The 21,229-nt window shown below is 46.4% G+C and carries 22 protein-coding genes; 21 read left to right on the top strand and 1 reads right to left on the bottom strand.

All coding sequences use genetic code 11. The features are described 5' to 3' along the window. Nucleotides 1–5: 5 nt before the first annotated feature. The 21 genes from DWX43_RS11920 (at nt 6) to DWX43_RS11820 (ending at nt 20,181) form a co-directional block, all read left to right on the top strand. A complete protein-coding gene (locus DWX43_RS11920; protein WP_118620414.1) occupies nt 6–863 on the top strand; it encodes a hypothetical protein in 858 nt (285 codons plus the stop codon). Further along, on the top strand, nt 856–1,674 hold the full coding sequence (locus tag DWX43_RS11915; RefSeq protein ID WP_109732705.1) for a protein-glutamate O-methyltransferase CheR: 819 nt from the start codon (nt 856–858) through the stop codon (nt 1,672–1,674). Before DWX43_RS11920 ends, DWX43_RS11915 begins: the two co-directional genes overlap by 8 nt. 36 nt (nt 1,675–1,710) lie before the next feature. Further along, nucleotides 1,711–2,076, top strand: a complete 366-nt coding sequence (locus tag DWX43_RS11910; RefSeq protein WP_109732704.1) for a response regulator — start codon at nt 1,711–1,713, stop codon at nt 2,074–2,076. Between the two features lie 21 nt (nt 2,077–2,097). Continuing rightward, nucleotides 2,098–3,774, top strand: a complete 1,677-nt coding sequence (locus DWX43_RS11905) for a methyl-accepting chemotaxis protein (RefSeq protein WP_118620413.1) — start codon at nt 2,098–2,100, stop codon at nt 3,772–3,774. Nucleotides 3,775–3,833: 59 nt separating this feature from the next. Continuing rightward, nucleotides 3,834–4,445 (top strand): chemotaxis protein CheC, encoded by a 612-nt coding sequence (locus DWX43_RS11900; protein ID WP_109732702.1) that lies wholly within the window; start codon nt 3,834–3,836, stop codon nt 4,443–4,445. A 4-nt stretch (nt 4,446–4,449) separates the two neighbouring features. Beyond that, nucleotides 4,450–4,926 carry a chemotaxis protein CheD gene (locus tag DWX43_RS11895; protein ID WP_118620412.1) on the top strand — a complete coding sequence of 159 codons (477 nt, stop codon included), beginning with the start codon at nt 4,450–4,452 and terminating at the stop codon, nt 4,924–4,926. A gap of 34 nt (nt 4,927–4,960) precedes the next feature. Then, the gene (locus DWX43_RS11890; protein WP_330405404.1) at nt 4,961–5,914 is read left to right on the top strand and encodes a diguanylate cyclase; all 954 of its coding nucleotides are present in this window, start codon (nt 4,961–4,963) and stop codon (nt 5,912–5,914) included. Between the two features lie 4 nt (nt 5,915–5,918). Beyond that, complete coding sequence (locus DWX43_RS11885) at nt 5,919–7,919, top strand: chemotaxis protein CheA (protein ID WP_109732699.1); 2,001 nt, start codon at nt 5,919–5,921, stop codon at nt 7,917–7,919. Beyond that, nucleotides 7,910–8,365, top strand: coding sequence for a chemotaxis protein CheW (locus DWX43_RS11880; RefSeq protein WP_109732698.1), 456 nt, complete (start codon nt 7,910–7,912; stop codon nt 8,363–8,365). The genes DWX43_RS11885 and DWX43_RS11880 overlap by 10 nt, the downstream gene beginning before the upstream one ends. A gap of 131 nt (nt 8,366–8,496) precedes the next feature. After that, nucleotides 8,497–9,228 carry a GntR family transcriptional regulator gene (locus DWX43_RS11875; protein WP_118620522.1) on the top strand — a complete coding sequence of 244 codons (732 nt, stop codon included), beginning with the start codon at nt 8,497–8,499 and terminating at the stop codon, nt 9,226–9,228. 291 nt (nt 9,229–9,519) lie between these two features. After that, nucleotides 9,520–10,248 (top strand): GntR family transcriptional regulator, encoded by a 729-nt coding sequence (locus DWX43_RS11870; protein ID WP_118620411.1) that lies wholly within the window; start codon nt 9,520–9,522, stop codon nt 10,246–10,248. A 32-nt stretch (nt 10,249–10,280) separates the two neighbouring features. Then, nucleotides 10,281–11,483, top strand: coding sequence for a BMP family ABC transporter substrate-binding protein (locus tag DWX43_RS11865; RefSeq protein ID WP_181368784.1), 1,203 nt, complete (start codon nt 10,281–10,283; stop codon nt 11,481–11,483). Nucleotides 11,484–11,504: 21 nt separating this feature from the next. Then, a complete protein-coding gene (locus DWX43_RS11860; protein WP_118620410.1) occupies nt 11,505–13,046 on the top strand; it encodes an ABC transporter ATP-binding protein in 1,542 nt (513 codons plus the stop codon). Next, entirely contained in the window at nt 13,039–14,109 is a 1,071-nt protein-coding gene (locus DWX43_RS11855) for an ABC transporter permease (RefSeq protein WP_109732692.1), read from the top strand. Before DWX43_RS11860 ends, DWX43_RS11855 begins: the two co-directional genes overlap by 8 nt. Next, nucleotides 14,109–15,026, top strand: coding sequence for an ABC transporter permease (locus DWX43_RS11850; RefSeq protein ID WP_109732691.1), 918 nt, complete (start codon nt 14,109–14,111; stop codon nt 15,024–15,026). Before DWX43_RS11855 ends, DWX43_RS11850 begins: the two co-directional genes overlap by 1 nt. A 25-nt stretch (nt 15,027–15,051) precedes the next feature. Further along, nucleotides 15,052–15,615 (top strand): isochorismatase family cysteine hydrolase, encoded by a 564-nt coding sequence (locus DWX43_RS11845; RefSeq protein WP_109732690.1) that lies wholly within the window; start codon nt 15,052–15,054, stop codon nt 15,613–15,615. A gap of 25 nt (nt 15,616–15,640) precedes the next feature. Then, entirely contained in the window at nt 15,641–16,597 is a 957-nt protein-coding gene (locus DWX43_RS11840) for a PfkB family carbohydrate kinase (protein ID WP_109732689.1), read from the top strand. Beyond that, the gene (locus DWX43_RS11835) at nt 16,594–17,340 is read left to right on the top strand and encodes a nucleoside phosphorylase (protein WP_109732688.1); all 747 of its coding nucleotides are present in this window, start codon (nt 16,594–16,596) and stop codon (nt 17,338–17,340) included. The genes DWX43_RS11840 and DWX43_RS11835 overlap by 4 nt, the downstream gene beginning before the upstream one ends. A 162-nt stretch (nt 17,341–17,502) precedes the next feature. Continuing rightward, nucleotides 17,503–18,294 carry a BtpA/SgcQ family protein gene (locus DWX43_RS11830; protein WP_109732687.1) on the top strand — a complete coding sequence of 264 codons (792 nt, stop codon included), beginning with the start codon at nt 17,503–17,505 and terminating at the stop codon, nt 18,292–18,294. Between the two features lie 22 nt (nt 18,295–18,316). Next, complete coding sequence (locus DWX43_RS11825; protein WP_118620409.1) at nt 18,317–19,465, top strand: iron-containing alcohol dehydrogenase; 1,149 nt, start codon at nt 18,317–18,319, stop codon at nt 19,463–19,465. Between the two features lie 2 nt (nt 19,466–19,467). Then, nucleotides 19,468–20,181 carry a tryptophan synthase subunit alpha gene (locus tag DWX43_RS11820; RefSeq protein ID WP_109732685.1) on the top strand — a complete coding sequence of 238 codons (714 nt, stop codon included), beginning with the start codon at nt 19,468–19,470 and terminating at the stop codon, nt 20,179–20,181. A 48-nt stretch (nt 20,182–20,229) separates the two neighbouring features. Here the strand turns inward: DWX43_RS11820 and DWX43_RS11815 are convergent, their stop codons facing one another. Next, nucleotides 20,230–21,129: a GntR family transcriptional regulator gene (locus DWX43_RS11815; protein WP_118620408.1), complete on the bottom strand. Its 900-nt coding sequence runs from the start codon at nt 21,127–21,129 to the stop codon at nt 20,230–20,232. Between the last annotated feature and the right edge of the window lie 100 nt (nt 21,130–21,229).

Genomic DNA, 21,229 nt, shown 5'->3' with positions numbered 1-21,229 from the left:
TATGGATGGAAAAGATGGACAGTTCTTATCTGGTGTTTGAGGTGGATGCGGTTTTTTATCTGCTTACTCTTTCCTGTGTAGAAAGAATCATGGATGCAGACCAGGTGACAGAGCTGTCTTTTGTTGATTTTTTGCATACCGCAGGAGGTCATACGGACAGCGGAAATACTGTACACAGGTATTGTATACTACTGAAGGCAGACGATATACAAAGTACCTGCCCGGATGATTTTTGTATTGACCGGGAGGCGGCAGGAATCTTAGCCAGCAGAATCGACGGGATTGTAGAAAGCAGCTATCTGAGAGAATTCCTGCTGACGGAGCCGGTTATCAACAGTCAGAACCATTTTCTGAAATCGGTGGCGAAAATACAGCTGGCTGACGGCGAACGCTGGGGATATATGCTGGACGCAAAGCTGCTGAAAAAGGCAGCAGAGATGGACACGCCTATACAGGCGGCAGAGGAACAAGGGACAGAAGTATGGAAAACGCCGGCAGAAGAGGCGGCACAGTACCTTATACTGGAGCGGGAAGGGCAGACCGTATATATAGACAGGGATAAGATAGTGGCTGTAGTGATGCGGCCCCAAATTTTGAGAGTGCCGCTGGCCTCTGACCGGGTAATGGGGATTTCTTTTTATGAAGAGGAGCTGGTAGTGTATTATGGCCAGTCTGTGGAAAGCGATAAAGAGTGTTTACCGGAAGGCGCGAGAGGTTTTGCCTGTGGTATCATATTCAGGACAGAACAAGGACATCTTGCAGGTATGGCAGGTGATTCTACAGGAGAAGCAAGTGCCGGGACTGGATTAACTGATTCAATACTGCCGTTGGGGGACGGCGTGTGGGGGAAAAGAAGTGATTAGGCTTACAGATCAGGAGTTTTTGGATATTGTGGAATATTTCCGTACACAATACGGAATTAATCTTAAAAATAAAAAGATATTAATCGAATGCAGAATGGTAAAAGAGCTTGAACGGTGCGGAGCAGAAACGTTTGCGGAGTATCTGAAAATGCTTCAGAAGGACCGGACCGGTGAGATTGCAGGCGGAATGGTAAACCGGCTGACGACAAACTTTACGTATTTCCTTCGGGAACCGGAACATTTTACTATACTCAAAGAGAGGGTCCTGCCGGAGCTAGCTCTAAAGAAAAGGTATGGATCCTGCCAAATATGGTGCGCCGGCTGTGCCACAGGTGAGGAATGCTATACACTTAAGATGTGTCTTCAGGAATATCAGGACCAGGGAGGACAACTGCCGAATGTGAGAATCCTTGCCACGGATATTTCGGAGGAAGTACTTAAGAAGGCAGAACAGGGCATCTATCCGGAACGGGAACGTGAAAATATCCCGTTGTCCTGGCGGGAGAAGTATTGTCAGGATATCGATAAAAATAATTTCCGGGTAAATGAAAACCTCAGGTATAACATAAGGTTTCAGAAGCATAATCTGATGGAGCCGATGAGACAGAATGGAAAGTTTGACGTTATATTCTGCCGGAATGTCATGATTTATTTTGACAAGGTGTCAAGAAAGCAGCTTGTTTCACGGCTTGAGGAAAACCTGAATCCCGGAGGGTATCTGTTCATAGGTCACGCGGAACTGCTCTCCAGGGAAGAGACAAGTCTGGAGCAGGTGTATCCGGCAGTATACAGAAAGTCAGAGAATGCATAAGAGATCAGGGGCTTTAAAAAAGATGGAGGAAAAGATATGGAAAATAAAATAATGATAGTAGATGATGCTGTGTTTATGAGGACGACCATACGAAAAACACTGGAAAAGGCAGGATATAATAATATTCTGGAGGCGGCTGACGGGGATGAGGCGGTTGCCATCTACCGCAGGGAAAGCCCGGACCTTGTTCTGCTCGATATTACTATGCCCGGAAAGTCAGGGATCGAAGTACTGGGTGAGATTATTGAATATGACCCGAAGGCTAAAGTCGTTATGTGTTCTGCAATCGGACAGGAGATGATGATCCAGAAGGCGATTGGCTGCGGTGCTCTGGAATTTATAGTGAAACCATTTAAAAAAGAAGAACTACAAAAGGTAGTTGCATATATTCTGGAAAGCTAATACATAGGAGAGGAAAAAGCTATGAAGGGACTTTTTAAGAATCTGAGAGTGGGGCGAAAGCTGATGGCAGCATTTGCCACGGTCATAGCACTGTATATCCTGACAGTTATATTATCGGTTCTGAGTATTCGTGATCTCGGACAAAGAATGGAGGCGCTGTACAGCGGCCCGTTTGCAAATGTTGAGACTTCACATGAAGTGAGCACGAATATTTTACAGATTGTAAAAAATCTTGCGATCATATCTACAACAGATAATGTGGTTGATGAAGAAGAGTGCATGCAGATTATTCAGGAAACAGCGAAAAATGTTGATGCAGGGATAACAGAGCTTAATTCGGGATATATCAGCGGCGGAGAAAAAGTAGACCAGCTTGCTGATGAATATGGAAAATTAAAAGAGGCCCGACAGCGCGTTTATACATATCTTGAGCAGAATAATGACCAGGCGGCATTTGATGTCTATTTTAAGGAATACGAGCCACAGGCGGAAACTGTAATCAGTGTTGTAGATGAGGTCGAGGAAGCCTCCAAAGCAGATGCAGAAGCCAGTCTGGAAACCGTTAAAAAACAGAATGTCAGTGTCATTACATTCTTGAGTATGCTTGCGGCCTTTTGTGTCCTGATTACCATCTTTTTATGGATTGCGATTACCAGAAGCACAGTGCAGCCTATTATAGCAGTGAAGGGGGCAGCCAGCCAGATTGCAAATGGCCAGCTGGATGTGAAGCTGGATTACGAATCCGCCAATGAATTTGGTGAACTGGCTGATGATATCCGTTCTACAGCACGGTCCTTAAGCCTCTATGTTTCGGAATTGAGAAAAGGCCTGCTCGCTCTGGGGGCCGGACGGCTGAACTATACATGTGATATAAAGTTCAAGGGGGATTTTATCGCTCTCGGTGAATCGATGGAAGAGATTGGGAAGATGCTCAGAAATTCCATGAGGCAGATCAGCAGCAGTTCGGAGTTGGTGTCAGGAGGAGCAGAGCAGGTATCTGACGGGGCCCAGGTGCTGGCACAGGGGGCGTCTGAACAGGCGAGCTCGATCGAAGAGCTTGCCGTAAGCATCAATGAAATTGCTGAAAGCGTAGGCGTCAACGCAGAGAAAGCTGTGAAGTCCAGAGACTATGCGTCTGAAGTAAGAGACCGCATTCTGGAGAACAACCAGCAGATGGAGAAGCTGCAGGGCAGCATAAAAGAGATTCAGGAAAACTCGAAAGAAATTACAGGCATTGTCAAGGAGATAGAAGACATCGCATTTCAGACGAATATACTGGCCCTGAATGCGTCTGTAGAGGCAGCAAGGGCAGGTGATGCTGGCAAAGGCTTTGCAGTTGTGGCAGGAGAGGTGCGCCGGCTTGCGGCCAAGACCGCTAGTGCGTCCAAGCTGACTGCAGACCTTGCGGAGAAGAACTCAGAGGCTGTCAGAGAAGGCTATGAGGCTGCCAGTATGACAGCCCGTACATTGAAGACATCTGTAGAAGGTGCCGAGACCGTTAACGAGATGGTCGGGGACATATCCAGGCTCTCCGAACAGCAGGCAGATGCAATCGCCCAGATCAGAAAGAGTGTTGAGCTGATCTCGGATATTGTGCAGGGTAACTCTGCCACATCGGAAGAGAGTGCAGCAGCAAGCGAGGAGTTGTCAGCCCAGGCCCAGATGCTGAGAGAACTGGTAGAACAGTTTGAACTTTAATACAGCACCGGGCAAAGTATTTAGGATACGCGGTACCGGGACAGGAAAGAAGGATACAGATGGAAAATTATTTAGCTTTGGATGATATAGCAAAGGATATATTAAAGGAACTGGGAAACATCGGGACGGGAAATGCGGTCGCATCTCTTTCAATGATGATGGAGCATCCGCTTGAAGTAGGGGTGCCGACTCTCAGATTCGTGAAATACCAAGACATTTTTGATGAGCTTGACATACAGGAAGAACTGCAGGCGGGCATTCTGATTCAAGTATTTGGTGAACTCAAGGGGATGTTCCTCTTCCTGATGGATGAGGCGTTTACGCGTGCAGTTATGGATGCGATGCTGGAAGAGAAAGAGAGGGACCTGACGGCTTTGGATGAAATGGAGCTGTCTGTGTTAAGTGAGCTTGGAAACATTATGTGCGGTTCCTATATACGCGCCTTGTCACAGGTTACCGGGATGGAGACAGATGTGTCTGTACCCGATATGTGCATTGATATGGGAGGTGCGATCCTGGGTGTTCCGCTTGCAAGACATCTGCAGGTCAGTGATGACGTGCTGTTGATCGAGAATGTATTCCGTATGGGAGGCCATGCTTATGTCGGACGGATACTGTTCTGGCCGGAGATGACAGCAATGACTGCCATACTGGATAAGCTCAGGGAGTAATACTATGGAAAAAATCGTGGTGGGAATTGCTGAAGGAAAAACGGCCAGAAACGGCCAGGCATTGGTTTCTTACGCACTGGGATCGTGCGTAGGAGTATGTCTATATGACACGAAGACGAAGGTAGCTGCAATGGCCCATGTGATTTTACCGGACAAGAGCCGCGCGGTAAATCAGGAGAATGTATATAAGTTTGCAGTGGAAGGGACTCGTGAGCTGATCAGTGAGATTTGCAGGCAGGGAGCCAGCAGGAGAACTCTGACAGCGAAGATTGCAGGCGGTGCCAGGATGTTCCGCGGCGTAGAAAAGGGCTGGGATATCGGGTACTGGAATATACAGAGTGTGAAGAAAACACTGCAGGAAGAGGGCGTCCGGATTGCTGGGGAAGATACCGGGGGAAGCTATGGAAGGACGATTACTTTCCGGTCAGAAGACGGTGTGTTGGAAATAAGTACAGTCAGACATGAAATGATATATTTATGAGATATAGTATGCAGATACAATAGATGGAGGGACTATGATGGAAACGGAAAGGAAACAAATTGTAATGGTGGTGGACGACAGTCTTATGATCTGCCAGCAGATTAAAGCAGCGCTTCGGGATACAGATATATTTCTCTGTGAGGCACATACCGGGGCAGAGGCGCTGGATATGATAGAACAGTACCAGCCGGATCTGATTCTTTTGGACGTCGTATTGCCGGATACGGATGGATATCAGCTCTTTGACAAGCTGAAAATGAGGGATCAGAATAACGCTTCCATTGTCTATCTGACATCGAAAGATAAAGATGATGATGTAGTGAAGGGATTTACGCTTGGGGCATGTGATTACATTAAAAAACCTTTTGTCAAAGGTGAGCTTCAGTCACGCGTAGTAGCGCATTTGAAAATGAAGTGCCAGAAAGACGATTTGAACAGGATGAACACAGAACTGAAGACGACCATGAGCAAGCTGAATGAGCTTGCATTCAAGGATGGTCTGACGGGACTCTACAACAGGAGATATGTTGTGGGGGATCTGTTAGATGATATCAAAGGCAGCAGGGTAGAGGAAAAGAAAAATGTTGTGATTCTGTGCGATATCGACGATTTTAAAAAAGTGAATGATACATATGGACATGATGCCGGAGATGCGGCTCTCGTTTGTATTGCTAATATAATGGAGGCGCACTGCCGCCAGCATAAAGTTGTGAGATGGGGCGGGGAAGAATTCCTGATTGTGCTTTTCAATGTGACGGAGCAGGAAGCATTTGAGATTAGTGAAACGATCCGTAAAGACATAGAACAATTTGGAATCTGGAACAAGGAAGATAAATTTTTCTGTACGATTACATTGGGGCTCCATGTTTACGGACAACAGGAAGGAATCGAGGAATGTATCGCGTGTGCGGACAAGGCACTGTATTATGGCAAGAGAAACGGGAAAAACCGCAGCGTATGGTATGAAAGCATAGAACAGGCGGAGTGAGAATATGGGATACTTTGATGAAGATGCACAGGAGATGCTGGAAGTATATCTGATGGAGGCAAAACAGCTGACGGAACAGCTCGGTGCGGTTCTTCTGGAGACTGAAAAGAAGAATGCTTTCACAGGGGAAGATATTCATAATATATTTCGGATCATGCATACACTAAAGAGTTCTTCTGCAATGATGGGGCTGAAAGGATTATCTTCGCTGGCACATACGATGGAGGATTTATTTTCCTGGTTCAGAGAACAGCAGGAAGGAATCGAACAGGCGGAAACGGAGTTGTTTGATTTGCTGTATGCATTTTCAGATTATATTGAAGATGAAATGAAGTGCATGGTGCTGGCTGGTTACGAACCGGGAGATACGTCCGTACTGGAAGCAGGGGCAAAAGATTACCTGAAGAAAATCAGCAGTGAGCAGGTGTGCGGGGAAATAAAAGAACAGAAATCTGCCGGGGAGGAGGATGACAGACCCCGGGAGATGTTGGAGAAGCCCGGGGTTATCGTAAGGATCAGGCTGGAGGAAGGATGCCGGATGGAAAATATCCGCGCATTTATGGTTGTGCGCCAGATTACAGGTCTGTGCACGGAGTTGGAGACCCTCCCTGCGAATCTGGAAAGTGCACAGAGTGAAGCGGAGCAAATTGCTGAACACGGAGTCTTTATCCGTTTCCAGAGCGAACACAAAGAACAGGTTATGGATATATTAAGGGGAGGCCTGTTTGTTGCCCAGTGTGAGATACTGAAGGAAAACACGGCGGCTGGGAAGAAGGAACCGGAGCCTGCCGCGCCTGCGGCAGCAGCATCAAATCCCGAGAATGACTTTTTGAACGTACGCAGCGACAGGCTTGACCGTCTGCAGAACCTTGCCCGTGAGATGATCATACAGATGATGTCCCTGGAGGCCCAGCTTGAGGAGAACGGGATGAGTGACCTGAAAGAAGGCACCGCCCACCAGATCAACCGGCTCATCAGTGAAGTTGAACGTACAGTCATGGAGATGCGCATGGTACCGGTTGAACGGATCGTCCCGAAGGTTCGCAGGATTCTTAGAGATATCTGCCGGGATGAAAAGAAAGAGGTCGATTTTAAGGCTAGCTGTGGAGATATAGAAGCGGATAAAAGTGTTGTTGAATATATTTCAGAGGCTCTTCTGCATCTGATAAGAAATGCGGTCGACCACGGGATAGAACCTCCTGAAGAGCGGATCGCAGCGGGAAAAGACCCGAAAGGGAAGATAGAGTTTAATGTGGAAAGCACAGTAGGAGAGGTGCTGATTACGATTTCAGATGACGGAAGAGGAATAAGCCAGGATAAGATTCTGGAAAAGTCAAGAAGTATGGGTATCCTCTCCAAACCAGAAGAAGAGTACAGCAGACAGGAAATTATGGACCTGCTCCTCCACCCGGGATTTACGACGAAGGATGTAGTGACGGAATATTCAGGCAGGGGCGTAGGGCTGGATGTTGTGAAGAATGTTTTGGAAAATGCCGGAGGAAACCTGTATATTGAGAGTGAGACAGGAAAAGGAAGTACCTTTACACTTGTCGTTCCGCTTACACTGGCAACGATGGAGTGTATCCGGTTCAGAGTTGGAGAGTACCGGTTTTCCATTCCCGCCCGTTATGTGTTCCGTTTTTTGGAATACGGTAAAAACAGGCAGAATATACAAGAGATCAATGGACGTAATTATATTTTGTTTGAAGAACGCATGGTGCCGCTCGTTGACCTGAGAAAATTCTATAGTCTGGGAGGGGAGACACCGGATACAGCTGCCATCGTATATGCGAAAGGGACGGAAAAGGAAGGGTGCCTGCTTGTGGACAGCATGTATGAACAGAAGCGCATTGTTATAAAACAGCTCCCGGCCCTGTTTGGAGTCGACTTCCGGCGTAAAACAGGGGCAAGCGGAATGAGCATTATGGGAAGCGGGAAGATCTGTACGGCACTTGACCTGGAAATACTGTTTGATTTATATGAAAGAGGGAACATATGGAGATAGAGAATGACCGCGAACTGCTATGCATACGCGGGAAGAAGAAAAATTATGCGTTTGAGTTCAGGGACATCAGGGAAATATGCCGTGAGCTGAAGATATCCAGAATGCCCTGCCTCCCCGAACATTTTACCGGGGTCTGTAATTATAAAGGCGGGATTGTGCCGGTTTTGTGTATAGAAGAGACAGAGCCGGAGGAGGAGAGGACGCTTGTTTTTATCTTTGAGTACCAGAATTACCAGCTGGGAATCTTATATTCGGGAGAGCCATATATACTTGACCCGGGAAAGTATACTGAGATTCAGAGACCGGAAAGTGAGAGTGCCTGCAATGAGATCTGGATAGAGAAGAAGATGATTCTGGCGGATGAAGAGATATATACTGTTCTTGACATGGAGAAGATTATATGGAATCTGGCTAAATTTTTTCAGGGGGAATATATGAAGTATTAAGTGATCCCAATGAAAGCCCCTTTTAAAGCCCGGGAAGATTTGCTATAATCTATATAAAGAACTGTCTGCACAAAGGCGGAGTATTGCCGGATGAATTTATCAGCAGCAGTCAAGGAACAGGAAGGTATGTTATGAACGAGGAACGTGTGCCAAAATATTATCAGTTAAAGAAGGAGATCATCCGCAAGATCGAGATGGAGGAATATACTCCGGACGGGCCGATACCAAGCGAGCGTGAACTGATGGAGCAGCATCAGGTCAGCAGGATTACCGTACGCAAGGCGATTGATGAGCTGGTTGTCGAGGGATACCTGTATAAAGTACAGGGGAAAGGGACTTATGTAAAGACTGATGAGAAGAGCAATGATCTGTTCTCTTTAGTCAGTTGTACCCAGGCTGTACGCAATATGGGGATGACACCGACCAAGCAGGTGATTGTATCGCAGGTTCTTACGACAGATAAAAAGAGGGCAAAGGCACTGAATCTGACAGCTGCGGATCAGGTTTTCCAGCTGGGGAGGGTCTTATATGCCAATGAAGAGCCGTTGAACTATACGCTTACATATCTGCCGATGAAGCTGTTTCCGGGGCTTGAAAAGCATGATTTTGGGAAAGAGTCTCTGTATCAGGTGCTCGGGGAAGAGTACCATGTCAGTATTACCAAGGCACGCAGAACGGTTGAGGCTGTGCTTGTGAAAGACGAGATTGCCGAGTATCTGGATATTGAACCGGGGATGCCGGTCATACTGTTCGGATGCACCACTTACGGGGAGGTCAACGGACAGGAACAGCCGGTTGAGAATTTCAAGTGCTATTACCGGACGGATAAATATAAGTTTTATATAGACCAGGTGGCCCTGTAGGCAGGAAATGATGATTTTCCTCAGAAACATTCCGACTGGTTATGAAAAAGGACAGCATTTTTATTCAGCTTTTATAAAGCGGATAAAGAAGGCTGTCTTTTTTTACTTTTTGCTGAGCACTTTTCACAAAATAAACACTTAAAATATGTGAAAATAAACAAAAATGAATTGGCAGTAAATAAAAAACTGGTTAAAGTGTTGACTTTTTTCAAAATAGGATTATTATATAATTACAACTGGTTATGACGACATAACGACATGATGACATAACGTTAACAAGGGAGGAAGTGAATGGAAGAGGAACGCGTACCAAAGTATTTTGCCCTAAAAAAGGAACTGATCCAGAAGATCGAGGAAGAGGAGTTTGAACCAGAATGCCTGATCCCAAGTGAGAGAGAGCTGATGGAGCAGTACCAGGTCAGCCGCATCACAGTCAGAAGGGCTATTGACGAACTGGTGACAAGTGGCTATCTTTACAAAGTGCAGGGGAAAGGAACATATGTAAAAAGCGATGATTACAGCCAGAACCTGTTCGCGATCACCAGTTGTACGGATGATGTGATCAGGCTGGGAAGGAATCCTTCCAAGAAGGTGATAGTCAGTGAAATTGTTCCGGCGGATGCCAAGCGGGCAAGGCTGCTGAACACAGCGGTAGGAGATGAGCTGTTCCGCCTGGAGAGAATCACGATGGCAGACGGTGAGCCTTTGAATTATACGATCACCTATCTCCCGCGCAAGTTATTTCCGGGGATTGAGAAGTATGATTTCAGCACCCAGTCATTATATGATCTTCTCAGAGAGCAGTACGGAGTCAGATTTGCGAAGTCAAGAAGGACGATTGAGGCGGTCCTGACGGAAGAAGAAATTGCAGAATATCTGGATATTGATGAACAGATGCCCGTCATATTATTCGGAAGCACGACATACGGAGTCGTCCAGGGCAAGGAGCTGCCGATTGAAAGCTTCAAATGTTACTATCGGACAGATCAATATAAGTTTTATATTGAGCAGGTCAAATAAATTCAAGATGTGAAAGAAAAAGGAGGAACATTATGAAAAAAAGCAGAAAAGTGTTGAGTGTGTTATTAGCAGCGGCTATGACAGTAGGCTGTCTGACAGCCTGCGGCGGAGGAAGCAAGGACGAAAAGAGCGCGGACTCCGGCAAGAAAAGTGATGTGAAGATTGCAATCGTCTGTGATTCCGCAGGACAGAATGACAACGGTTACAATCAGACTGCAGTAGAAGGCGCTAAGAAAGCGGCTGATGAACTGGGAGTAGAGTACAAGGTAGTTGAGCCTACGAACGGAATCCCGGCTGCACTTGAGACACTGGCGGAAGATGGATACAATGTTATCTTTAACCTGGAATACGATTTCGATGCTTTGATTAAAGGAGTCGGCGGTTCAGAACCAATTGCAGAGATGTACCCGGATACAACATTTGTCTGTGTCAATGACAACCCGAACGTAGATGAGAGCGGCAATGTAATCCATGATAATGTTATTTGTGCACTGTTTGATGTGCATGAGGCTTCTTACATAGCAGGGGCACTCGGCGTACAGGTGCTTGAGAACAAAGATGTACTGTTCCCGGCTGAAAATTATAAGTTCACGGACCTTGACAAAGGCGGACGTGCAATCGGATTCGTAGGCGGAACCAATTCAAACGGTATCACAGTATTTTCTTATGGATTTGTTGAAGGAATCAACAAGGCAGCTGAAGACCTTGGAGTAAATTATGACTACTATGCAAAATATGATGCAGGATTCGCTGATCCGGCAACAGGAAGCACAGTGGCAGGAACTTATTATAACCAGGGGGCAAACCTCGTATACGCAGTGGCAGGAAGCGTTGGAGACGGTGTTGCATCTAAGGCAAAAGAAGACGGAAAGCTGGCAATCCACGTAGATGCAGACAAAGACGATATGCAGCCGGGATATATCCTGACAAGTGTTATTAAGAATACATCTGTTCCGGTATTTGATATCACAAAGGCATATGTGGACGGAAAAATCAATGACATTGACAGACTTCAGACATTCTCACTTGCATCAGGCGCAACAGATATCACAGACCTGACTCAGATCAAAAATGCCCTGGCTGATACAGATGAGGCACAGGCAAAATGGGATGAGATCATGACATACATTGATGACCTGAAGGCACAGATTGCTGATGGGACAATCAAGGTAACAAATGCACAGGTTGGCGAAGAATTCGACCCGGGCACATGCAAGAATGTAACAATTAAGTAAATAAGAAATGAGGGTACATAAATGAGCATGATAGAAGTGGTTGATCTGACAAAAAAGTTCGGCGATTTCACGGCTAATGACAAGATAAGCCTGAGTGTGGAAGAACAGGAAATCAAATGTATCGTCGGTGAGAACGGCGCCGGAAAGTCGACACTTATGAATATGCTCTACGGCTTATTGCAGCCAACCAGTGGGAAAATCCTGATCCGCGGCAAAGAGGTTCAGATGAACAGCCCCATTGATGCAATAGCAAATGGGATCGGTATGGTGCATCAGCATTTTAAGCTGGTGCCCAGCCTCACCGTGTATGAGAATATTTTGCTTGGTGTTGAGATAAAGAAGGGGAAATCCCCTTTTGTAGATTCAAAGACAGAGATTGAAAAGGTACAGAAGTTAATAGACGAATATCATTTTGAGTTAAATCCCCTCGATAAGATCGAGGATATCTCAGTAGGCGGAAGACAGAGGGTAGAGATTCTGAAGATGCTTTACCGTAATGTCGACATCCTGATACTGGATGAGCCTACGGCAGTGCTGACACCGCAGGAAGTAGATGACCTCATGGTCAGCCTGAAGAACATGAAGAAACAGGGAAAGACGATTATTGTAATCACACATAAGTTGCGCGAGGTCATGGAATTAAGCGACAGCATTACCGTCATCAAGCAGGGGAAGGTCATCGGACATGTGAAGACGAAAGATACCAACGAGGCGGAGCTTGCACAGATGATGGTCGGAAGAAATGTTGTACTGACCGTAAATAATGAGAGAAAAGAACCAATAGCGGATGAAGTCATATATGAAGTGAAGGACCTGTCTACGATCAATGACTACGGAAAAGAAGTCGTATCTGAGATTTCCTTCAAAGTCCATAAAGGAGAAATACTGGGAGTAGCAGGTGTGGAAGGAAACGGACAGTCGGAGCTTGTAAAGCTGATGACCGGACTGATGGAGTCCACAAAGGGAACGGTAACATTTCTTGGAAAAGATGTGACCAATGACTGGCCGGCACAGCTCCGGAAATCCGGGGTTGGCATCATTCCGGAGGACCGTTATGCGCAGGGACTCTGCGGGGATATGAATATATCGGAGAACTGTATTGCAGGATACCACGGGAGTCCGGATGTCTGCAAAAGGGGGATCTTTGACCAGAAGGCCATCCGGGCAAAGAGGGACAAATATATCGAGGAATTTGATATCCGTATCGGCGACCTGAACGGGAATGTATCCAGCCTGTCAGGGGGAAATGCGCAGAAGATCATTGTTGCCAGAGAACTGTCTGCGGGCCCGAAGCTTCTGATTGCCTGTCAGCCTACCCGAGGTGTAGATATCGGTTCCATCGAATTTATCCACAAACAGATTTTAAAGTTCAGGGATGAGGGAAACGCTGTAATTCTGGTATCCAGTGAACTTTCAGAAATCTTAAGCCTTTCAGATAACATGATCGTTATGTATAAAGGGAAAATCTCCGGACGTGTTTGTCAGGATGAAGTGACGACGGCAAGTATCGGACTTCTGATGGCAGGTATCCAGCCGGGGGAAAAGGGGGCAGCTCATGAATAAAAAAGGAAATATTTTAAGGAATATAATCAATTCAGTTCTGCCGATTCTGCTGGCCTTTATTATCGGAGGAATTGTCATTGCATGCATCGGGGAGAATCCGCTGGAAACTTACTGGATACTTCTGAAAAAGTCATTTTTATCTTCCACGGGATTTATGAATACGCTCCACTATGCATCACCGCTGATCCTTACAGGTCTGGCAATCGCAGTGACGTTCAAAGCAAATCTCTATAACATGGGGGTGGAAGGCCAGATGCTGCTGGGTGGTTTCTTTGCAGGAATCGCGGGTGCGTATATTACCGGAATGAATCCGCTAGTACATAAAGTCATCTGTTTCGCAGTCGGTATCCTCTGCGGTATGGCGTTTGCCCTGATCCCGGCGCTTTTGAAGGCGAAGTGCAAGGTAAATGAGATGGTAGTAACGCTGATGCTGAACTACGCAATGGCAAAAGCACTGGAATACCTTTCCACAGGCGTTTTCCGTGACTTGAGCTCCGGTTATGTTGCGACACCGACCATTCAGGAGAGCGCGATGTTTTCCAGATTCGGGCGCTCCCGTCTGACAATGTTTTTTGTGATAGCGATTATTGTATTAATTATTATGTATATTGTGATGAAGAAATCAAAGCTTGGGTATGAGCTGACAGCAATCGGAAAGAATCCTGAATTTGCTGAGGCGGCCGGCATGAATGTGGCTAAGAAGACGATTATTCTGATGCTGATCAGCGGGGCTTTGGCAGGACTTGCCGGATCAGGCTATATGATGAGTGAACAGTTCAAGTATACATTAAGTTTTTCCGGAACACCGGGGCTTGGCTGGGATGGTATGCTGATTGCGCTTCTGGGCGGACATTCCCCGGGAGGAATCCTGATTGCGGCCATCTTCTATGCAGCATTAAAGACAGGAAGCGATAATATCAACATGTACACGAGTGTTCCGAAAGAAATTGTGGCACTGATCCAGGGACTGATCATCCTCTTCCTGGCGGTGAAATTCATCTCCGAGCGGACGAATTTTTCTTTCCGTAAGAAGAGTGCAAAGAAAAGGGAGGAGGCTGCATAATGGAACTGATTAACAACATTTTGTATGATACTGTGTATCACAGTACGCCGATTATCCTCTGCGTAATAGGTGGTATGTTCGCATATAAGGCGAACGTGCTGAATATCGCACTGGAAGGTATGATGCTAAACGGTGCATTCATTTCCACACTGGTGATGTTCTTTACCGGGAATCTGGCCCTGGCAGTTATTCTGGCGATTTTAAGTACACTGGTTTACGGACTGGTATTCTCTGTTATGGGCATTACTTATAAAGGAAATGTCATCGTCGTAGGTCTTGCCATCAACCTGATTGCCCCTGCGATTGCAGGTTTTGTCATGAAGATGATGGAGACGGCGAACATCAACCTGACGAATGTGAATATTGCGAAGTTTAAGATTAATATTCCGTTGATTAAAGATATCCCAATCATTGGGGCAATCTTAAGCGGCCATCCGCCGATCACGTATCTGGCATTTATCGGAATAGCCGCGTTTGCAGTTCTGATGTATAAGACGAAGTTTGGAATCTATGTACGGGTTGTCGGTGAGAATGAAGATTCTGCGAAGAGCCTTGGTATCAAAACAAACTTTTATAAATATGCAGCAGTCCTGATCGGTGCCTTCTGCTGTGCTCTGGCAGGTGTGAACCTCTCGGTAGAGCGCCTCGGCCTTTATACCAATGATATGACGGCGGGCCGTGGGTTTATCGCAATCGCGGCAATCTACTGCGGACAGGGGAAACCGGTATTATCGTCACTCTATGCGATTTTGTTTGGTGTTGCGAGGTCACTGGCCGTAAACTTAAGTATCTATGCAGGACCGGCAGCAGGACTGTTCGATATCATTCCATATATCATCATGGTAACAGTGCTTGCGGTAGTTTCAATCGTGAAATACAAAAATGTCAAGGTGCGCGGATTTAAGAATGAACTTTAAATGTAAAAAGAATGGAGGGGCATGTATGGGAAAGACAGCACTGCTGATCGTGGATATGGTAAAGGATTTTACGGACCCGGACGGACTTGTATTTTACCCGCAGAACCGGGAAATCCTGCCGAAGATCAAACGGGTTTTAGATAAGTGCAGGGAAAAGGATGTACTTGTTGTATATCTCCAGCACTGCAACCGGAAGGGGAAATTCGACAGAAAAGCGGCAGCCATGCGTCCGAACTGCATCGAAGGCAGCGGCGGGGAGGAGATCGACCCGATGCTTCCTGTAGAGGAGTCCGACTATGTGATTAAAAAAAGGCGGTACAGCGGATTTTTTGCAACAGACCTTGACCTTGTCCTTAGAGAAAATGATGTGAAAAATGTGATTATTGTCGGCACGAAAACGAACTGCTGCATCAGGGCTACCGTTACGGATGCATTTTATCTCGATTATGAGGGATACGTAATCAGTGACTGTGTGGCAACGAATTCGGAGACTGTCAACCGTGTACATCTGGAGGATATTGATAAATATCTGGGCCATGTGATTGACAGTGAGACATTATTTAAAATGCTGGATGAGGGTACCTTATAATGCCTGCAGGAAAGGAATAACAAGTATGAAAGAGTATGACGTGATTACCAGTGGATATGTCAGCATGGACCATATCATTAAAATAGCCTCGCCTGCGAAGATCGGCTTTACTTCTCTGGTTACAAATAAAAACAACAGCCAGATCCAGTACGGCGGCTGTTCCGTCAATATCGCCTATGCGCTGTGCAGGCTGGGGAAGAAGTCCCTTCCGGTCCTGCGGGTGGGCGGCGACTATGAAAGCAATGGTTTTAAAAAGTTTCTGGAAGACGGCGGCGTGCCTCTGGATGGGATTTCTGTTTTAGAGGATGAGATTACTTCCATATGCTATCTTCTGCAGGATAACAATAACGACCATATCACGATTTTCTATCCGGGGTCAATGGATGGGAAGTTTGCGGGGGAGATGGATGATGCCCTGTTTGAGAATGCGAAGCTCGGGGTTATAACGGTCGCTTCCAGACAGGATAACGAAGTGTTTTTCAGGAAATGCAGGGAGTACGATGTGCCGGTGGTATTCGGGATGAAAGACGATTTTGATGCATTTCCGGAGGAATTTTTAAAGGAACTGCTCACGGGCAGCAGGATCATTTTTACAAACGAAGTAGAGCGCGGCATTATTGAGGAACTGTATGGATTTAAAGATATTACAGAGCTCTTTGAGATCGGTGAGGTGGACATCATCGTAACGACGATGGGCAAGGACGGCAGCATCTGCTATGAGCGGACAAAAGACGGAGTAAAGATTGAACAGATCGGAATCTGCCCGGTAGAGCATGTCGTAGACGCGACAGGGTCCGGCGACTCCTATATGGCGGGATTCCTCTATGGGTACCTGAACGGTGAGACACCGAAGGAATGCTGTGTTATGGGAAGCGTACTGTCCTGGTTTGTTCTGCAGAAAGAAGGCTGCTGTACAAACCTGCCGGCGGAAGACGCATTTTTAGAGAAATACAGACAGGTGAAAAAGGGAGGACAGTCATGAGTACATTATATTTAGGGGCTGATAAGTCTAATATATCAAAATATGTATTATTTTCCGGGGACCCCTGGAGAGTAGAAGTACTGAAGCAATATCTGGATGATCCGCAGAAGGTGGCATTCAAGAGAGAATTCAACACCTACACCGGAACATACAAAGGTGTGCAGATCACAGTAACCAGTACTGGGATAGGAGCCCCGTCCGCAGCAATCGCGATGGAGGAAATGTACGAATCCGGTATGGAAGTGGCAGTGCGCATGGGAACCGTCATGGCGCTTCAGGATGACATGCTCGGGAAATTCGTTATCCCGATTGCCGCAATGAGAAGAGAAGGAACCAGTTCATCCTACGTGGACATGACATATCCGGCCGTTGCAGATATTGATCTGGTAAACTGCATGAACCAGACCGTAACCGACATGGGGGCCGAATACCGAAACGGCCTGAACTGCACAATGGACGGATTCTACAGTAAGATGCATGATTCCCGGTTCTCACTCGAGTGGGGACGCGACATGACAGAGACATTCGAAGAACTGAAGAAGCTGAAAGTAACAGGGATTGACATGGAATCCTCCTGTATGCTCACAGTCGGAAGGCTCATGGGAGTCAGGACATGCGTCGTAACGATGACAACCGTACTGGAGAACCTGAAAGAAACACTTCAGGGGCAGGCACGGACAGATGCAGAAGACCTGCTCTGCCGCGTAGCATTAGAGGGTATTTATAGGTTCAGTTGTTCATAGGGGTCAGACCCCTTTGCGGACCGTATACCGGCAATTCTGACAATTCGGGTGAAAAACGTACTTTCTCGTGGGACTGAGGCCGAATTGTTTAAATTACATATTCAATAATTTGATTAAAAAGAAGTTTAAAAGAAAGGTTAAAGGAAGGAAAGGTGACAGACGATGAGTAGTCAGGAAATTTTAAGGGTTGGGGACACGACAGTGATTGGTATGGTACATTGCCTTCCGTTGCCCGGAACTGCAGGATTTGACGGGGACTTTGATAAGATTATAGATCATGCGGTCAGGGATGCCATTACATTGGAGAAAGCGGGAGTGGATGCGCTGATTGTGGAAAATATGGGGGATACTCCGTTTACTGCGCTGTTGTCAACTGCTCAGGTTGCGGCCCTGTCGGCTGCGGCATATGCAGTAAGGCAGAGTGTGAAGATTCCGATTGGGATTGATGCGGCGTTCAATGACTGCAAGGCATCGCTTTCGATCGCGGGTATGGCAGGAGCTGATTTTGTCAGGATTCCGGTATTTGTCGATACGGTTGTGTTTACGGACGGAATTATCAATCCGGTTGCGAAAGAATGTATTGACTTTAGAAAACAGCTCGGTCTGGAGCACGTTAAGATTCTGGCCGATGTTCAGGTGAAGCATGCACATATGCTGCTTCCGTACATCACAATCGAACAGTCCGCAAAAGAAGCGGCTGACAACGGGGCAGACGGAATTATCGTAACGGGAAGTGTAATCGGTGAGGAAACACCTCTCGATATGATTGCTCGTGTAAAAAAGGTTGTGAAGGTTCCGGTACTTGCAGGAAGCGGCGTCAAGGCTTCCAATATTAAGGCACAGATGGAGACGGCAGACGGCGCAATCATTGGTTCCAGCCTGAAAGAGGGCGGGATCCTGACGAACCCGATTTCCTACGATCTGGTCAAAGAAGTTATGGACGGACTGAAATAAAAAGAAAAGAGGATGATTTATTATGATGAGACCAATGAAATTAGCAGGAAGCCAGCTTATGTTCGGTGAAGGCTGCCTGGAACATATAAAAGCTTTAAACATAAAGAAAACTTCTATTGTAATCGGCGGAAGCAGTATGGTAAAAAGCGGAATTCTTGACAAAGTAAAAGGATACCTCTCAGAAATCAATGCCGAATCACAGGTGATCGAAGGGGTAGAACCGGACCCATCCTTCGCGACTGTTATGCGCGGTGCAAAAGAAATGCTTACATTTGGGCCGGACCTGATTATCGCACTGGGCGGCGGCTCTGTCATGGACGCGGCCAAGACGATGTGGGTATATTACGAGCATCCCGAGCTGGATTCTCTGGAAGCAATCCTTCCTCCGAATGAATTCCCGAAACTGAGGGAAAAAGCCCTTTTCTGCTGTATCCCGTCCACGGCCGGGACTGCAAGCGAAGTATCCCGTTCTGTTGTAATTTCCGATACAGAAACCGGAATCAAGCATGGTGTCGGAAACATGGAAATGATGCCGGACATCGCAATCTGCGATCCTGAGGTGACCCGTTCCATGCCGCCAAGAATCACGGCAGAGACAGGAATGGATGCATTGACACATGCCCTGGAGGCACTTGCGTCAACTCGTGCAAACTATCTGGGCAACATTCTGGCAACGCAGGCGGCTCTCGATATTATGGAGAACCTTCCGAAGGCATTCAAAGACGGCAATGACATGGTGGCAAGGGAAATTATGCTGAACGCATCCATGACAGCAGGAATCGCATTTACAAATGTATCCCTCGGAATCGTACATTCAATGGCACATACACTGGGGAGTTATTTCCATACCGCCCACGGTCTGGGAGATGCGATGCTGCTTCCATACATCATCCGCTATAATACAGGCGATGAGAGGGCTGCGGGCATTTATAAGGAGTTCGCCGCAAAAGCAGGCGGGGAAGATCTGGCAGTCATGGTAGAAGAACTGAACAAAGAATTAAATATCCCGTCTTCATTCAAAGAAATTATACCGGACGAGGATAAATACATGTCCATTCTGGAAGAAATGGCAGAGATGGCAAAGGCTGACGGCTGCACCAAAACAAACCCGATCATCCCGACCATTGAAGAATTCAAAGAATTATTTATTAAGGCATATAAAGGAGAATAAATATGGAGATAATCTTATACTTATCCAACGGCTATCCGACACTGGAAAGCAGCTTTTCAACAGCAATCGAATATGCAGACGCAGGGTGCCGCATGATGGAGATCGACTTTCCGTCCAGGGACCCATATCTGGAAGGCGACTATATAGCAGACAGAATGGCAAAAGCGCTGGAAGTCTGTGATGACTATGAAAAATATATGGAAAGCATGGTTCGCCTCAAGGAACGGCTTCCGGAAGTACACTTCCTCGTTCTTGCGTATGAGAACACTGTGGAGGAAATTGGAGCAGACCGCTTTATACAGTTCTGCCGGGAAAATGATTTCGAGGATGTTCTCCTTGTCGGCCTGAAAGATGAGAAAATCAAAAACCAGATTATGGAGGGCGGACTGAAAGTTTCCTGTTATGTACAGTTCCATATGCTCCCCGAAGAAATTGAGTCTGCAAAAGCATCGAACGGATTCGTATATATGCAGGCAAAACCAAACGGAAATATCAACCCGGACTACCCGACACTGGAATCATGTATAAAGCATTTAAGAGACTGCGGAATCGAGCGCCCGATCTACTGCGGCGTTGGTGTGCATGCTCCGGAGGATGTAAAAATGGTAAAAGACGCGGGCGGCGATGCTGCTTTTGTAGGCAGTACAATTTTAAAGCTGCATGAAGACGTACCGGCTATGAAAGATATGATCCGCAGATATAAGGCTCAATGCTAAAAATACGGGGCATCGTGATTCGAGAGAATCGCGGTGTCCCGTATAAATTTAAGGTGTTATGATTTTCTGTGCTTCCGAAAGTCCGCACTTTACCATATAATCACGTACATAGGTCAAAATATGGCAATAGCATTGTGACAGGTTAGAAGAAAATTCATGAACGTTCCCATCACAGAGACTCCGAAACGCGGCTTTGGCTGTCCGGGTAAAGGCTTCATCGCTTGAAGGTCCGTCATAAAACATGGAGTAATAATATCCTCCGATAATCAGCTCACCGATACTTTCCAATATAATTTTTAACGGCGGCAGTGTCTGGTTGTCAATAATGCATTGAATCATCCCTTCAAAAAGGATAAAATCCGGGTGATCCATCCGGCAAAGCAGATTGTCTGTATCGGCTTTCGTAATATGTGGAAATGCCAGAGCCGAAGCGGGTTTGATAAGAATTGCCATAAGCTGTAAACCACTCAGATACAGCATGGTTTCCAACTTTAAAGTCTTGTTTTTCATACACTGTATAATTGATTCATCTTCCTGCCAGACGATCATGGTGCCTTTAGCGTTAAATGTTTTGGCAAAACCGATCTCGTTTAACATAGCCAGTGCCCTGCGTACTGTGGAAACACAGACTTGGTAATTCTTAGCCAGCACTGCTTCAGGTGGCAGATAAGATCCTGCGGGGTACATGCCGGCACCGATTTTATCAATCAGGTCACGCACAATCTGGATATAGAAAGCATTTCTTTCATACCGCACGTCAAATGTAAAATCAGTGGAATCCCTTTCCTTGATATCGGGGAACTCCCGGGACAGGCGTCCGAGCTGATGCCGGATTCCATGCCTGACAGCTTCATACATTACTTCAAGACGTTTCTCAATTTCTGGGACATCCCGGTTAAGAAGCGCTTCCATAGGCTGTTTCACGCCGTCAAATTCGGGATGGGACATCGAGAGGTCTTTTAATTCATTAAAACTTTGTAAGAGCGGTATTTTCGCATATAGCTCAAGACTCGTATATAAATCTCCCAGTAAAAGATTGTTTGAACAC

The sequence above is a fragment of the Clostridium sp. AF19-22AC genome (assembly GCF_003479085.1).
GTDB classification, from domain to species: domain Bacteria; phylum Bacillota; class Clostridia; order Lachnospirales; family Lachnospiraceae; genus Faecalicatena_A; species Faecalicatena_A orotica.
Note: the sequence above shows the minus strand (reverse complement) of the source record. Positions and strands in the feature narration are given on the sequence as shown.